This window comes from Ectothiorhodospira sp. PHS-1 (assembly GCF_000225005.1).
GTDB lineage: Bacteria > Pseudomonadota > Gammaproteobacteria > Ectothiorhodospirales > Ectothiorhodospiraceae > Ectothiorhodospira.
The window spans coordinates 76,285-89,594 of record NZ_AGBG01000005.1; the positions used below are offsets into that span (position 1 = coordinate 76,285).

At 61.9% G+C, this 13,310-nt stretch carries 14 protein-coding genes; 2 read left to right on the forward strand and 12 right to left on the reverse strand.

The window, feature by feature from the left end; genetic code table 11:
* The first annotated feature begins 33 nt into the window (after positions 1-33).
* Both ECTPHS_RS03400 and ECTPHS_RS03405 read left to right on the forward strand, forming a co-directional pair.
* A complete protein-coding gene (locus ECTPHS_RS03400; protein WP_008931281.1) occupies positions 34-483 on the forward strand; it encodes a DUF2721 domain-containing protein in 450 nt (149 codons plus the stop codon).
* 130 nt (positions 484-613) lie between these two features.
* Positions 614-1,471, forward strand: a complete 858-nt coding sequence (locus ECTPHS_RS03405) for an ATP-binding protein (protein ID WP_008931282.1) — start codon at positions 614-616, stop codon at positions 1,469-1,471.
* Positions 1,472-1,628: 157 nt separating this feature from the next.
* On the opposite strand, the gene thrC is transcribed toward ECTPHS_RS03405, so the two are convergent.
* The 12 genes from thrC to ECTPHS_RS14755 all read right to left on the reverse strand — a co-directional run bounded on the left by thrC (position 1,629) and on the right by ECTPHS_RS14755 (position 13,263).
* Positions 1,629-2,768 (reverse strand): threonine synthase, encoded by a 1,140-nt coding sequence (gene thrC / locus ECTPHS_RS03410; RefSeq protein ID WP_008931283.1) that lies wholly within the window; start codon positions 2,766-2,768, stop codon positions 1,629-1,631.
* 24 nt (positions 2,769-2,792) lie between these two features.
* Positions 2,793-4,103 (reverse strand): homoserine dehydrogenase, encoded by a 1,311-nt coding sequence (locus tag ECTPHS_RS03415; protein WP_008931284.1) that lies wholly within the window; start codon positions 4,101-4,103, stop codon positions 2,793-2,795.
* A gap of 81 nt (positions 4,104-4,184) precedes the next feature.
* Positions 4,185-5,321 carry an HD domain-containing phosphohydrolase gene (locus ECTPHS_RS03420; protein WP_008931285.1) on the reverse strand — a complete coding sequence of 379 codons (1,137 nt, stop codon included), beginning with the start codon at positions 5,319-5,321 and terminating at the stop codon, positions 4,185-4,187.
* A gap of 37 nt (positions 5,322-5,358) precedes the next feature.
* A complete protein-coding gene (locus ECTPHS_RS03425; protein ID WP_008931286.1) occupies positions 5,359-7,056 on the reverse strand; it encodes a fused response regulator/phosphatase in 1,698 nt (565 codons plus the stop codon).
* Between the two features lie 12 nt (positions 7,057-7,068).
* Positions 7,069-7,374, reverse strand: coding sequence for an STAS domain-containing protein (locus ECTPHS_RS03430; RefSeq protein ID WP_008931287.1), 306 nt, complete (start codon positions 7,372-7,374; stop codon positions 7,069-7,071).
* Positions 7,375-7,426: 52 nt separating this feature from the next.
* Positions 7,427-8,491: a chemotaxis response regulator protein-glutamate methylesterase gene (locus ECTPHS_RS03435; RefSeq protein ID WP_040404993.1), complete on the reverse strand. Its 1,065-nt coding sequence runs from the start codon at positions 8,489-8,491 to the stop codon at positions 7,427-7,429.
* Positions 8,492-8,554: 63 nt separating this feature from the next.
* Positions 8,555-9,499: a methyl-accepting chemotaxis protein gene (locus tag ECTPHS_RS03440; protein ID WP_008931289.1), complete on the reverse strand. Its 945-nt coding sequence runs from the start codon at positions 9,497-9,499 to the stop codon at positions 8,555-8,557.
* The gene (locus ECTPHS_RS15080; RefSeq protein ID WP_008931290.1) at positions 9,499-9,795 is read right to left on the reverse strand and encodes a hypothetical protein; all 297 of its coding nucleotides are present in this window, start codon (positions 9,793-9,795) and stop codon (positions 9,499-9,501) included. The genes ECTPHS_RS03440 and ECTPHS_RS15080 overlap by 1 nt, the downstream gene beginning before the upstream one ends.
* A gap of 17 nt (positions 9,796-9,812) precedes the next feature.
* Positions 9,813-10,424 carry a chemoreceptor glutamine deamidase CheD gene (gene cheD, locus ECTPHS_RS03450; RefSeq protein WP_008931291.1) on the reverse strand — a complete coding sequence of 204 codons (612 nt, stop codon included), beginning with the start codon at positions 10,422-10,424 and terminating at the stop codon, positions 9,813-9,815.
* Between the two features lie 11 nt (positions 10,425-10,435).
* Complete coding sequence (locus tag ECTPHS_RS03455; protein WP_008931292.1) at positions 10,436-11,272, reverse strand: CheR family methyltransferase; 837 nt, start codon at positions 11,270-11,272, stop codon at positions 10,436-10,438.
* A complete protein-coding gene (locus tag ECTPHS_RS03460) occupies positions 11,257-13,047 on the reverse strand; it encodes a methyl-accepting chemotaxis protein (RefSeq protein ID WP_008931293.1) in 1,791 nt (596 codons plus the stop codon). The genes ECTPHS_RS03455 and ECTPHS_RS03460 overlap by 16 nt, the downstream gene beginning before the upstream one ends.
* A gap of 69 nt (positions 13,048-13,116) precedes the next feature.
* Positions 13,117-13,263: a hypothetical protein gene (locus tag ECTPHS_RS14755; RefSeq protein WP_008931294.1), complete on the reverse strand. Its 147-nt coding sequence runs from the start codon at positions 13,261-13,263 to the stop codon at positions 13,117-13,119.
* Positions 13,264-13,310: the final 47 nt, after the last annotated feature.

A 13,310-nucleotide genomic window follows, 5' to 3' on the forward strand; every position in this document is an offset into this window, starting at 1 on the left:
ACAACACCTCGGGAAACCCCATCGGGAAAAACCATGTCGTCGACACAGACCCTTTACGATATCTCCACCGTGATCCAGCTTTCGGTTGCCCCTGTGTTCCTGCTGGTGGGCATCGCGGGATTCATCAACGCCTTCGTCTCCAGACTGTCCCGGGTGGTGGATCGGCGGCGTTACCTGCAGGCACGCATCCGTCACGAAGACCACGAGTTCCACAAGACCGCCATCCGGGAACTGGAGCTACTGGAGGCCAGGGTGCGAATGGTGCACCTGGGCATCACCCTGGGCATCACCACCGCCCTGCTGATCTGCCTGACCATCGTCTCTGCCTTCATCGAATACTTTCTCGGCATCGATAATCCCCTGCTCATCGGCGCCCTGTTCGTACTGGCCATGTTCTCCCTCATCGGTGCCCTGCTGGCCTTTCTGAGGGAGGTCTTCCTGGCCATCCGCAGCCTCAACCTCAGCCAGATCGGCAAATCATGAGCGGAAAACGGTCACTTCACTTTCCGGCAAGGGCCGGGGACTTTCGGCCCGGACTCGCTGATCCAGGCTGCGCGGTCTGCGGTAAGATACACGATCAGGCAAGCCTTCCCCTCAAACCCGTTGACGTCGCATGCAAGACACCCATCCGCTGAATCACTTGCTGGACCAGGCCGAATCCCTGCTGAACCGCCTGGACGCCCTGCTGCCCGGGGCCGCCCCGGCACCCGACTGGAAGGCCCCCGCCTTTCGCTGGCGAGATCACCATCTGCAGGGGATTCCCAGCGTACCGCCCCTGGATCTGGATGACCTGCTGCACATCGACCGTCCCAAGTCGCTCCTGGATCGCAATACCCGCCAGTTCGTGCAGGGACTGCCCGCCAACAACGCCCTGCTCTGGGGCGCCCGGGGCACGGGCAAGTCATCCCTGATGCGCGCCCTGTTGACCCGTTACGCGGACCAGGGGCTGCGCATGGTGCAGGTGGACGCCCAGGCCCTGGTCAATCTGCCGGAGATCGTCGCCCCCCTGCGGGAGCGCCCCGAGCGGTTCATCCTGTTTGCCGATGACCTTTCCTTCGAGGCGGACGAACCTGCCTACAAGGCACTCAAGGCGGCCCTGGACGGCGCCCTGGAAGGCACGCCGGAGAATGTGCTGATCTATGCCACATCCAACCGGCGCCACCTGATGCCCGAGCGACTGACGGACAACCTGGAAGTCCGACGGGAGGGGGACGAGATCCACCCGGGAGAAGCGGTGGAGGAGAAGGTGTCCTTGTCCGAGCGGTTCGGACTCTGGGTATCGTTTCATCCCTTCAACCAGGGACAGTATCTGGCGGTGGTGGAACATTGGCTGGGACGGCTGGGCGGCGTAACCATGGATGATCACTGCCGGACCCAGGCACTGCGGTTCGCCCTGCTGCGGGGATCGCGCAGCGGCCGGGTGGCGTGGCAGTTTGCCCGTGACTGGGTGGGGGGGCTGCATGTGAAGTAAGGGGACGCCGGGGAAAGGAAATGCTGCCTGCCCCCTGTTCCTGGCCTGGACTCCCGCGAAAGCGGGAGTCCAGTGGCGGACTGAAAATACCGGACTCCCGCCTTCGCGGGAGTGAAGGATGCGGGGAGAGAGGGCCGGGGTAAGGGGGCAGGAGACCTTACATGTTTTCCAGGATCGCCCGCTTCACCGAGTCAAGGGTCGCATCCACCGTCAGAGGCGCCCGGGTGGACTGGCGGATGGCGGTATCGGGGTCCTTCAGGCCATGCCCGGTCAGGGTACAGACGATGCTGGAGCCCTCGGGGATCTTGCCCTGCTGCACGTCCCGCAGCGCCCCCGCCAGGGAGGTGGCCGAAGCCGGCTCACAGAACACGCCCTCCTTCTCCGCCAAAAGCTTCTGCGCCGCCAGGATCTCCTCGTCGCTGCACTCGTCAAACCAGCCGCCGGACTCTTCCTTGACCTTCCAGGCATAGTCCCAGGACTGGGGATGACCGATGCGGATGGCGGTGGCCACGGTTTCCGGGTTATCCACCATGTGACCCCGCATGAAGGGTGCGCTGCCCGCGGCCTGATACCCCACCATCCTGGGCCGGTTGCCCACCACCGCGCCACCGGCATACATGCAGCGCCCCTTGCAGAAGCCGCAGGATTCGGTGACATGATCGCCGGAAGCGGAAGAATACTCGCAGTAACCGATCCAGTGGGCGGTGATGTTGCCCGCATTGCCCACCGGCAGACAGTGGTAGTCCGGCGCCCGACCCAGCTCCTCCACGATCTCGAAGGCCGCCGTCTTCTGGCCCTGCAGACGATAGGGATTGACGGAATTGACGATGGTCACCGGCGCACTGTCGGCCACCTCCTTCACCAGGCGCATGCCGTCATCGAAATTGCCCTTGATCTGGATCACCACCGAGCCGTGCATCATGGCCTGGGCCAGTTTTCCCTGAGCGATCTTGCCGTCGGGGATCAGAACGAAGGCGGTGATGCCGGCCCGGGCCGCATAGGCCGCGGCCGCCGCGGAGGTATTGCCGGTGGAGGCGCAGATGATGGCCCTGGAGCCATCCTCCACTGCCTTGGTCACAGCCATGGTCATGCCCCGGTCCTTGAAGGAGCCGGTGGGATTCAGGCCCTCGTACTTGACGTAGATATCCACTTCCTTGCCGATCAGGCGGGGAATGTTATTCAGGCGGATGAGGGGCGTGTTGCCCTCCCCCAGACCGATGATGCGGGTGTCATCGTGGATCGGCAGACGGTCGCGATAACGCTCGATGATACCGGTGTAGCGGGGTCGAAAAGGCATGATGGTCTCTCGGGTACGGATGGCTTACTTCAGATTCTCAAGGCGAATGCGGATCACCGGCGTCTTCACGGTCTCCAGGGCCTCGATCTCCCGAATGGCCTGGACCATGTTGCCTTCGCGCACCTCGTGGGTGAGCAGGATCACGTCCGCTTCCGTGGTGTCGTCATCCTGCTCCTTCTGCAGGATGGCTTCAATACTGATGTCCAGGCTGGCCAGGATGCGGGTGATGTCGGCCATCACGCCGGGACGATCCAGCACCCGCAACCGCAGGTAGAAGGAGGTCTTCACGTCTTCCATGGGCAGGATGGTGGTATCCGACAAGGTATCCGCCTGGAAGGCCAGATGGGGCACGCGATTCTCCGGGTCCGTGGTCATGGCCCGCACCACGTCCACGATATCCGCCACCACGGCGGAACCGGTGGGCTCGGAACCGGCACCGGCACCGTAATAGAGGGTCGGACCCACGGCGTCGGCGGAGACCAGGACCGCATTCATGACCCCGTCCACGTTGGCGATCAGGCGTCGCTCCGGAATGAGAGTGGGATGCACCCGCAGTTCGATGCCCTGCTCGGTGCGGCGGGCAATCCCCAGGTGCTTGATGCGATAACCCAACTCATTGGCATAGGCCACATCCTCCCGGGTAATGCCGGTAATGCCCTCGGTGTACACCCTCTCGAACTGCAGCGGGATGCCGAAGGCAATGGAGGCCAGGATGGTCAGTTTGTGGGCGGCGTCAATGCCTTCCACGTCGAAGGTGGGATCGGCCTCCGCATAGCCCAGGCGCTGCGCCTCGGCCAGCACATCCTGGAAATCGCGACCCTTGTCGCGCATCTCGGTGAGGATGAAGTTGCCGGTGCCGTTGATGATTCCGGCCACCCAGTTGATGCGGTTGCCTGCCAGTCCCTCGCGAATCGCCTTGATGATGGGAATACCGCCGGCCACCGCGGCCTCGAAGGCGACAATGACGCCCTTCTCCTGGGCGCGAGCGAAAATCTCGTTACCGTGCAGGGCGATCAAGGCCTTGTTGGCAGTGACCACATGCTTGCCCTGGTCGATGGCGCATAGCACCAGCTCACGGGCCAGTGTGGTGCCGCCGATCAACTCCACCACCACCTCCACCTCGGGATCGTTGACCACCGAGAAGGCATCTTCGGTCAGGCGCATGCCGGTGACATCGCGGCAATTGTGACTGTCCAGGTTCTTGCCGGCGGCGGCCATGATCTCGATGCCCCGACCGGCTCGGCGGGTGATCTCATCACTATTGCGTTTGAGCACGTTGGCAGTACCGCTGCCCACGGTACCCAGGCCCAGCAGGCCAAGCTTGACGGGTTTCAAAAGGAACACTCCTTCGGCGCGGGAAATCGCGAGATTATAGCGGAATCGGGCAGCCCCATGGGCATGACACCGCCCCAAGACTCAGCCGTCGCTGTTTCCACCGGGACAGCGGCGCTCAAGCGCCTCCGGGTCCTGCGGCTCGGCAAATCGATCCCGAATAGCCAGAATCTCGGGGACCAGACTGAAAAACAGCTCGGTCAGTTGCGGATCGAAATGGGAGCCGCTCAACTCCCGAATGAGTTCCAGGGCGTCCTGAACCGGCCAGGCCTTCTTGTAGGTCCGCTCCGAGGTCAGGGCATCGAACACATCCGCCAGGGCGGTGATGCGTCCACTGACGGGAATCTCTTCCCCGCTCAGCCCCAGCGGATAACCGCTGCCGTCCCATTTTTCATGATGAGTCAGGGCGATTTCCCGGGCCAGATTCAGCAGATCCGACTCGTCCCCACCGAGGATGTCCCCGCCGATGGTGGTATGGGTCTGCATGATGCGCCACTCTTCCGGCGTGAGCTTGCCGGGCTTGAGCAGGATAGAGTCGGGGATGCCGATCTTGCCCACATCATGCATGGGACTGGCATGCAGCAGGCGCTCGCATTCCGACTGACTCCAGCCAAGATGTCGAGCCAGCAGTTCACTGGTGTGGCTCATGCGCAGGATATGGAAACCGGTCTCGTTGTCCCGATATTCGGCAGCCCGCCCCAGACGCTGAACCACCTGCAGCCTTGTCCTGCGAATTTCCCGGGTTCGCTCGCGGACCATCTGTTCCAGCACGTCCTTCTGGTCATGGGTCATGCGATGGGCCAGTTGCACATCCAGCATGTTGCGAACCCGGGCCAGCACTTCGGCGCGGTCAAACGGCTTGCCGATGAAATCCCTGGCTCCCACGTTCAGGGCCCGCAGCATGTACTCACGACTTGCCTGAGCGGTCAGCGCCAGGATCGGCGGCAATAGCGGATCCTGGAGCGTGACCAACTGTTCGATGACCTGAAAACCATCCATATAAGGCATCTGGATATCCAGCAGGATCAGATCCGTTCGTGCTTCCCGATAGGCGCTCATGACCTGGCGAGGATCCTGGACCAGCACCAGATTGGCGTAGCCGTCGCTGCGCAACAGCCGCTCCATCAGGATCAGATTGGCACGTTCGTCATCCACCACCATGATGCGGGCGGTGTGGCGATCCGGATGATAATCATGCTCGTGATAATGAGGACTGGACATGGGAAACTTGGCCTTGTGATTCAGAGATACCGATCATTCAGACACACCGATAGACTGCCTCCACTTGGGTGCCTTGATTGTAGTAATTCACGGATTCGCACAACTCCCGTACCAGGGCGATGCCGCGTCCCCAGGGCTTGACGGAGTCCCCTAGCGGCTCACGAGGCCTTTCGTGGTCAAATCCCTGACCGCTGTCGGTCACGTTGATCCTGATGGTGACGGGCGGTCCCGGCTCTTGGCTGATATCCACTCGTATACTGCCGACGGGGCCTGCCGCCAGACGGCTTTCGCGCTCGCTATAATAAGCCGAAAACCCCTCGGGTGTCGCCTTCATCCAGGAAGGCAGCCGGAGAACCCCATGGTCCAGGGCATTGGTGTAGAGTTCGTGGAAAATGGTCTCCAGGGTATTCAAGTGGCAGGCCACCGCCTGCCCCAGCCCCAGCATGTCCAGCATCTGCGCCATCGACGGGGGGTGAATCAGGCGCTGATCCAGCAATAGCACCGAACAGCCCCCCCCGCTCGGCGTAGCGCATTTCAATCCTAATTCGGCACCGCCGAAGATGTCGGCATCAACGAAAATCTCCACCGCGCCGATGTCATCCTTCTGGTCCGTGTCGGCGCAATGGGCATCCAAGGATTCAAGCAAGGGATTCAGCAGGCCGTGCTCACGGCGCCAGCCTGCGATCAGTGCCGGCCATCCAACCTGTCCGAAGAGATGGCCGTCGACATCCTGCGCATCCATCAACCCGTCGGTGACAAGCAACACCCGATCCCCCTTGCGCAGGACTCGCCGGCGCGGCGCATCGCCGTGAGACAGTTCGGGCAGGATGCCCAGCGGCAGGGCGTGGGATGCCATCGGGTGAACGCCGTCCGCCTGGCACAGCCAGCCGTCCGGCATGCCGCCGTTCCACCAGCGCAGTTCATCGCCAGCAACCGACAATGTTGCCATAAAGGCACACATGAAACGATCCGCGGGCAGCAACCGGTAAAGCTTGCGATTGATCTCCTCCAACACCACTTCGTCAGTCACACCCTTGCGGGTCATGGCATGAAAGGCATCGGCCACCGGCAGGGCGCCGATGGCCGCCGACAGTCCGTGACCGGTGAAATCTCCCAACAGAACACGCAAACTGCCGTCGGGCAGGTGCTGACTGAGCAACACATCGCCGTTGAAGGTGGATGCCGGACGCATCAGGATCCCCAGGTGGTCCGCGGCCACGTTGCGATCATTGACCGCATGACTGAAGATCCGCTCGGCCAGCTTCTGCTCCTGACGATCAATCTCGATCAACCCGGCCAGCATCCGGCTCTTGGCCGCGATGTGGCGATGCAGGTCACGAACCCGTTCCATGGCCACGATCCGGGACTTGAGAACATTGAAGCTGAAGGGCTTGGACAGAAAATCGTCCCCGCCGGACTCGATGCAGCGGACCAGGGACTGATCATCATGCAAGGCCGTCAGAAAAATGACAGGGACGAAATCAGACCCGCACAGGATCTTGAGTTGCCGTGTGGCTTCCATTCCCCCCATGCCGGGCATCATCACATCCATGAAGATGATATCCGGACGGGCATGTGCAAACTGCGCCAGCGCCTGTTCACCGTTCACGGCCTCGGTCACCTGGAAACCTTCGCGCCTGAGCATGGTGGCCAGCACCAGACGGTTGGTGGGTTCATCATCCACCACCAGCGCAGTGCCGCGACCGCCAGGCGCCGGAGTGAGACTGGCACTCATCGGTGGACTCCGCTACTCGAGGACGAAAAGGCGGTCGAAATTGGCGATACGCAGGATTCTTCGGACCTCCTCGGTACATCCCTGGATGGTGACCCGTCCGGTATCCGTACCCGCATGCTCGCGCAACAAAAGCAGCATCCCCAGGGCAGAGCTGTCCAGATAGTCGGCACGGGACAGGTCCACCAGAAAACGCATGGAACCCGGTGCTATGTCGCGATAGGTATCGCGAAACGGACGGTGTTCGGAAAAGTCGAAACGCCCCTCGATACTGATGATGACAACACATTTATCGCTGTCGACCTTGCGACTGATACTCATGACACACACTCCACTTGAATGATATGGCAGGTCAAACACCCCAAGCCCGACATCACGAAGAAGCCCTGAGCAAGGCGGCGGCAATCTCCTGCAATGGCAACACCTTCGCGGCGGCGCCGCGCTTCACCGCCTCTCCCGGCATGCCCCATACCACACTGGTGGCCTCGTCCTGAGCGATGGTGAACACGCCCGCGTCATGGAGTTCCTTGAGTCCCTGTGCCCCATCGGCACCCATCCCGGTCAACAGTGCGGCACAGGCATTGGTGCCGGCGACCTGAACCACGGAACGGAACAGCACATCCACGCTGGGGCGGTGACGGTTCACCGGCTCCCCCCGGCTGAGTCGGCAGACGTAACGCGCCCCATCCCTGGCCACCAGCAGATGATGATCGCCGGGCGCGATATAGACGTGACCGCTCACGAGGCGATCACCCTCCTCCGCCTCCCGCACCACCAGCGAGGTCTGCCGATTCATGCGCTCCGCCCAGGCCCGGCTGAAACCGGGCGGAATATGCTGGGCGACCACCACCGCCGGACAGTCGGTGGGCAGCCCCATGAGCACATCCTTGACCGCCTCGGTCCCGCCCGTCGATGCACCGATGGCCAGCAGCCGATCCGTGGTATGGAGCCGTACCGGCGCCGGACGGGCCGGGATCACCTGATCCACCGAATGTTTGGGCGGCGGCGCGGCCAATTGTACCTGACTACGCACCCGGGCACCCGCCGCCATGCGCACCTTGTCGATCAGTTGATCCGCGTATTCAGTCAGGGCACGGGATACATCCAGGGTCGGCTTGGTCACGAAGTCCACCGCCCCCAGTTCAAGGGCCTGCAGGGTGACATCGGCCCCCCGGGCCGTCAGGGAGGAGACCATGACCACCGGCATGGGTCGCAACCGCATCAAATTACGCAGGAAGGTCAGGCCGTCCATGCGGGGCATTTCCACGTCCAGCGTCATTACATCCGGATTCAGACCCTTGATCCGCTCCCGTGCCACATAGGGATCCTGGGCAGTACCGACCACCTCTATATCCGGCGCGGTGTTGAGGATCTCGGTCAGGACCTTTCTGATCAGCGCCGAATCATCGACGATCAATACGCGAATCTTCCGGTTCAAGTCATGCACACCCTGGGGTTTATCCAATCTTGGAATGGGCGGCGATACCGCCGTAAGGGGATGTCAGAAAAGCTCGATCTCGCCTTCTTCCATGGACTTCTGATGCACGGGCCGATGGGCGGCATCCCGCAACTGGGAGCGCAGCGCCTCCAGTCGGGTCCGTGAATCCTGCAACTGGCTCCTTGAGTGCCCCGGTTCGTCCAGGGGCAACTGACGCAGTTCGGCAACGAACCGCTCCATGAAATCGATGCGGCGAACGGCTCGCTCCAGCACCTGCGCGGTAATGTCCTCGAACTGGAGCAGACGCACCGCGTCACCCACATTCTGCTGCACCGACGACGCCCCTGCCGAAACCCGCTGCAGCCCCTCCTCCATCACCTGGTTCATCTGCCGTACCTGCACCATCATCTCGTCCACCGATCCCTTGGCATCAATCGAGGCATTCATGTCCTGGGAAGCCATGCGCCCGACGATCTCGCGAGTGTAGGCAAATACACGATTGGCCTGCTCCACCAGGGTGCGGATCTCTTCGTTGAACTTGTCCGAATCCCGAGACAGCTTACGGACTTCCTGGGCCACCACGGCAAAGCCCCGGCCGGCCTCCCCCGCCCGGGCCGCTTCGATGGCCGCATTGAGCGCCAACAGATTGGTCTGTCCGGCGATATGCTTGGCGCTATCCAGCAGAGAAAAGATCTGTTCCATCTGCGAGGAAAGATCATCCACCTGATGAGCCACTTCCACACTGTGCTTGCTCACATCGATCAACATCTTCACGTGATCATTCATGACCCGTGAGTTCTCATGCATGAAGTTATTGATATCGATCATCTCCGTGGCACCATCCCCCTGCCCGGACATACCGCCCACCAGACGCAGGATCAGGATCTGCTGCTCCTGCGAAGTCGCGGAGAGATTCTCGAAACTCTGCCGCAGATCGCCGGCCGCGTGCGACACCAGGTTGCCCGCCTGCCGCACCAACTCCCGGAGTTCATCGATTTCACTGACCATCAACTGGTCGATTTCCAGCACCAGGGCCCACAGGGCCTGATCATGGTCGAGAGACGCCTCGCCCCCGGAGCGAGACTCATCGGCAGCGCCGCCCCCCCCGCCCGTCCGGCCATGAGGATCGACAGCGGCCAGAACAGCATCACTAACACCATGCCGAGCCAGCCCGGTACCCAGGCCGGTACCAGCACCAGCAGCAGCATCACCACGCTGAGCAACGCCGCGGGCCAGTGCGGCCTCAGTCCATTCATCACATCCGTCACGCTCAAGCCCAGCATGTCTTGTTCCTCATGATCCATTCAGCGGATTCACCGGGTCAGGAAAACAGCTCCACGTCGCCGGCCACGGGGGCCTGTCGCAGCCGCTGACTGTATTTGATTTCCCGCTCCAGGAGCGTATCGTTTCGCAACGTCCTCAACTTGCGTACCAGCACCCGCCCATCCGCCGGAAAGAAATACACCTTGCGTGGAAGATTCCCCATCAGATCCTTGGCCACCACGGGAATCCCTTCGGTCTTGAGATAATTCACGGCAAAACGTGCATTGCGCTCTCCAACCACGTTCTGCGTGAAGCCGGCAATCACGTTTCCGCCACCGAACAGCTTGGCCTCCAGATTGGCGCGCCGGGCACCCTTCTTGAGTAGCTCGTTGATGAGTATCTCCATGGCGTAATCACCATAGCGCATGGCACTCCCCACCCTGGAATCTTCTTCGCGACGGTCATCGGGCAGCATGAAATGATTCATCCCGCCGATACCGCTCACCCGATCCCGGATGCAGGCGCCCACACAAGAGCCCAACACCGTCACCATGAGCAGGCCGGGCTCGGACACATAGTATTCCCCGGGCAAGACCTTGACCGCATTCATCTCGAAATGTCTGTCAAAGTAATGGGTGGTGGCCAGGACTTCTTCAAAGCTCTTGGTCATGCAGTCAGGTCTCAAGCCCGAATGACAGGCTCGTAAATGGTCTTTCCCTTGAGCCGGAACAGATCCGCGGCATGGGCCAGGCTCTCCGAGTGCCCCACGAACAGCAGTGAGCCGGGGGGCATGAGAGGATGAAAGCGGCTCATCAGCCTGTATTGTGTCGGCTTGTCAAAATAGATCAATACGTTACGGCAGAATATGGCATCAAAGGGGCCTTTCAGGGGCCAGGTGCCACCCAATAGATTCAGGGTGCGGAAGGTAACCAGCGACCTGACCTGGGGACGCACCCGGACCATCCCCTCCTGACGGCCACGGCCACGCAGGAAAAAGCGCCGCATCTCCTCCGCCGGCACCTTGCTCGCCCGTTCCATGCCGTAGATACCCTCTGAAGCATGCTCCACCACCTGGGTATCCAGATCGGTGGCGAGAATTTTCACCGGCGGGGTCCAGGAGCCGAAGGCATTGATGGCCGTCATCGCGATCGTATAGGGCTCCTCGCCGGTCGAGCAGCCGGCGGACCAGATGCGCAACGGACGCCGATGCACCGCATGGGCATTGACCAGGTGCGCGGCCAGAACCGGAAAGTGATGGGATTCCCTGAAGAAGGCGGTCAGATTGGTGGTCAGGGCATTGACAAACTGCTCCCATTCCGGGGTATCCACTTCCAGCCTATCCAGATACTGCCCGAAGGATTGCAGCCGGCAAGCCCGCAACCGCCGGGCAAGGCGACTGTAGACCATGTCGCGCTTGCCCGGGTTGAGGGAGATACCGGCGTGGGCATGGATCAGGCCGCGGACGCGCTCGAAATCCTGATCGGTAAAGTGAAATTCCCGACTCAGAACTCCTCCCACTCATCATCCGACGACTTGCTCGGCGGCGGTGCCTTTTTCACGCTGCCGGCGGCAGGTCTGGGCATCGCCTTGGTGTTCGACTGCGTCTTGGGTCTGGCGACACCCGCCGCCGGCAGGGCCTTGCGCTGGGGTGGCGTCAGTGCAACCCCGGCCCCGCTGCCCAGATCGTCTACCCGGAAGACACTGACCGCGCGGGCCAGGCCCTGGGCCTGCTCTTCCAGGGACTCGGCGGCGGCCGCCGCCTCTTCCACCAGCGAAGCGTTCTGCTGGGTCACGTCATCCATCTGGGTCACGGCGGTGTTCACCTGCTCGATCCCCGAACTCTGCTCGTCGGCGGCGGCGGAGATCTCGGAAATGAGATCGGCCACGCGCTTGACCTGAGTCACCATCTCCTCCATGGCCTCGCCGGCTTCGAGCACCAGCTTGCTGCCCTGGCTGATGGTGGCCGCATCCTCGGCGATCAACCCCTTGATCTCCTTGGCGGCAGAGGCCGAGCGCTGAGCCAGATTGCGCACCTCACCGGCCACCACGGCAAAACCTCGTCCCTGCTCACCGGCACGGGCCGCTTCCACCGCGGCGTTCAGTGCCAGAATATTGGTCTGGAAGGCGATACCATCGATGACCGTAATGATCTCGCTGATCTTTTCGGAACTTTCCGTAATGGCCTTCATGGAGGTCACGGCTTCCCTGACCTTGTCGCCGCCCTGGGTCGCGGTTTCACGAGCGGTATTGGACAACTGATTGGCCTGACGGGCGTTGTCGGCGGTCTGTTTCACCGTGGAGGTGAGCTGTTCCATGCTGGAGGCGGTTTCCTCCAGGCTGGAGGCCTGCTCCTCGGTCCGCTGGGACAGATCGGCGTTGCCCACCGAAATCTCCCGGGCCGCTGTGTTGATGGCGTCCACGGATTCCTTGATCTGGCCGATGAGTTCCTTGAGGCGATTCACCGTGCTGTTGGTATCGTTCTTGAGCTGGCCGAAAGTGCCTTCGTAGTCGCCGTTCACCTGTTGGGTCAGATCCCCGTGGGAGACCGCGTCCAGCACCCGGGCCACTTCCGCCAGTCCCGTGGCGGTCTTTTCCATCAGGGTATTGACGCCCTCGCCCAGACGCTTGAAGAAACCGCTCAGGTCTTCCGTGGGGATGCGCTTGGTGAAGTCCCCCTTCACGGCACCTTCCACCAGGGCGCTGACCTGCTCCTCCACGCGCAGCTCCTCGGTACGGTCCGTCCACTCGATCACCACGCCCACCCGCTCACCGCCGGTGTTCATGATGGGATTGGCCACCAGGCGGAAGGTGCGCCCGCCAATCTTGATCTGGGTGTCATGGGTGGAACGCATGGTGTCCATCATCTGACGCTGATGGGCCGGATTCTTGTGGAAGATATCCACGCTGGCACCCAGCACCTGATCCGGATTGAAGCTGGGCAGATCCTTGCGGATCTCGTTGGCGGCCCGGCGGAACATGCCCACCACCGCTTCGTTGACGTAGATGATCTGACCGCCGGGTTCGGACACCATCACACTGGAAGAGACACTGTCCAGGGCATAACGAATGCGCAGGTTTTCCGCCGCCACTCGCCGGGTCTCGGCAATGTCCGCCTTGAGCTTGGCCTGCATTTCCGAGAGGCCCTTGAGGGCCAGGCCGATCTCGTCCTTGCGGTCGGACTGGATCTTCTGATCGTAGTCACCCTCGCCGATGGCATGGAAATGGGTCACCAGGGCCTTGAGGGGCCGTACCATGCTGATGACGGTGAGGATGGCCAGGGCAACGGCCAGCAACAGGGCGATGGTGGCCAGCCAGACCAGCTGACGAATCTCGGACTCGGAAGCCTCGACCGCCTCGGTGGCCTAGGCGCTTGCGCGGGCCATGTTTCCGGTCACCAGTTCATCGAAGGTGGTCCCCATGGTGTTGGACAAGGGCACCATCCGATTCATGGTGGCCCGGTATTCTTCCATCAACTGGTCGTAGCGCACCGGGTCCGTGGTGTTGATCATGGCCTCAATCAAACGATCGAGCTCGACATAAATGGTTCTCCAGGCCA

What these genes read in the sequence shown, in the direction of transcription:
- ECTPHS_RS03440 (WP_008931289.1), bottom strand. Translation starts at nt 9,499, where the DNA reads ATGGTCAGTGAAATCGATGAACTCCGGGAGTTGGTGCGGCAGGCGGGC.
- ECTPHS_RS14755 (WP_008931294.1), bottom strand. Translation starts at nt 13,263, where the DNA reads ATGATCAACACCACGGACCCGGTGCGCTACGACCAGTTGATGGAAGAA.
- cheD (WP_008931291.1), bottom strand. Translation starts at nt 10,424, where the DNA reads ATGACCAAGAGCTTTGAAGAAGTCCTGGCCACCACCCATTACTTTGAC.
- ECTPHS_RS15080 (WP_008931290.1), bottom strand. Translation starts at nt 9,795, where the DNA reads ATGGATCATGAGGAACAAGACATGCTGGGCTTGAGCGTGACGGATGTG.
- ECTPHS_RS03400 (WP_008931281.1), top strand. Translation starts at nt 34, where the DNA reads ATGTCGTCGACACAGACCCTTTACGATATCTCCACCGTGATCCAGCTT.
- thrC (WP_008931283.1), bottom strand. Translation starts at nt 2,768, where the DNA reads ATGCCTTTTCGACCCCGCTACACCGGTATCATCGAGCGTTATCGCGAC.
- ECTPHS_RS03425 (WP_008931286.1), bottom strand. Translation starts at nt 7,056, where the DNA reads ATGAGTGCCAGTCTCACTCCGGCGCCTGGCGGTCGCGGCACTGCGCTG.
- ECTPHS_RS03420 (WP_008931285.1), bottom strand. Translation starts at nt 5,321, where the DNA reads ATGTCCAGTCCTCATTATCACGAGCATGATTATCATCCGGATCGCCAC.
- ECTPHS_RS03405 (WP_008931282.1), top strand. Translation starts at nt 614, where the DNA reads ATGCAAGACACCCATCCGCTGAATCACTTGCTGGACCAGGCCGAATCC.
- ECTPHS_RS03430 (WP_008931287.1), bottom strand. Translation starts at nt 7,374, where the DNA reads ATGAGTATCAGTCGCAAGGTCGACAGCGATAAATGTGTTGTCATCATC.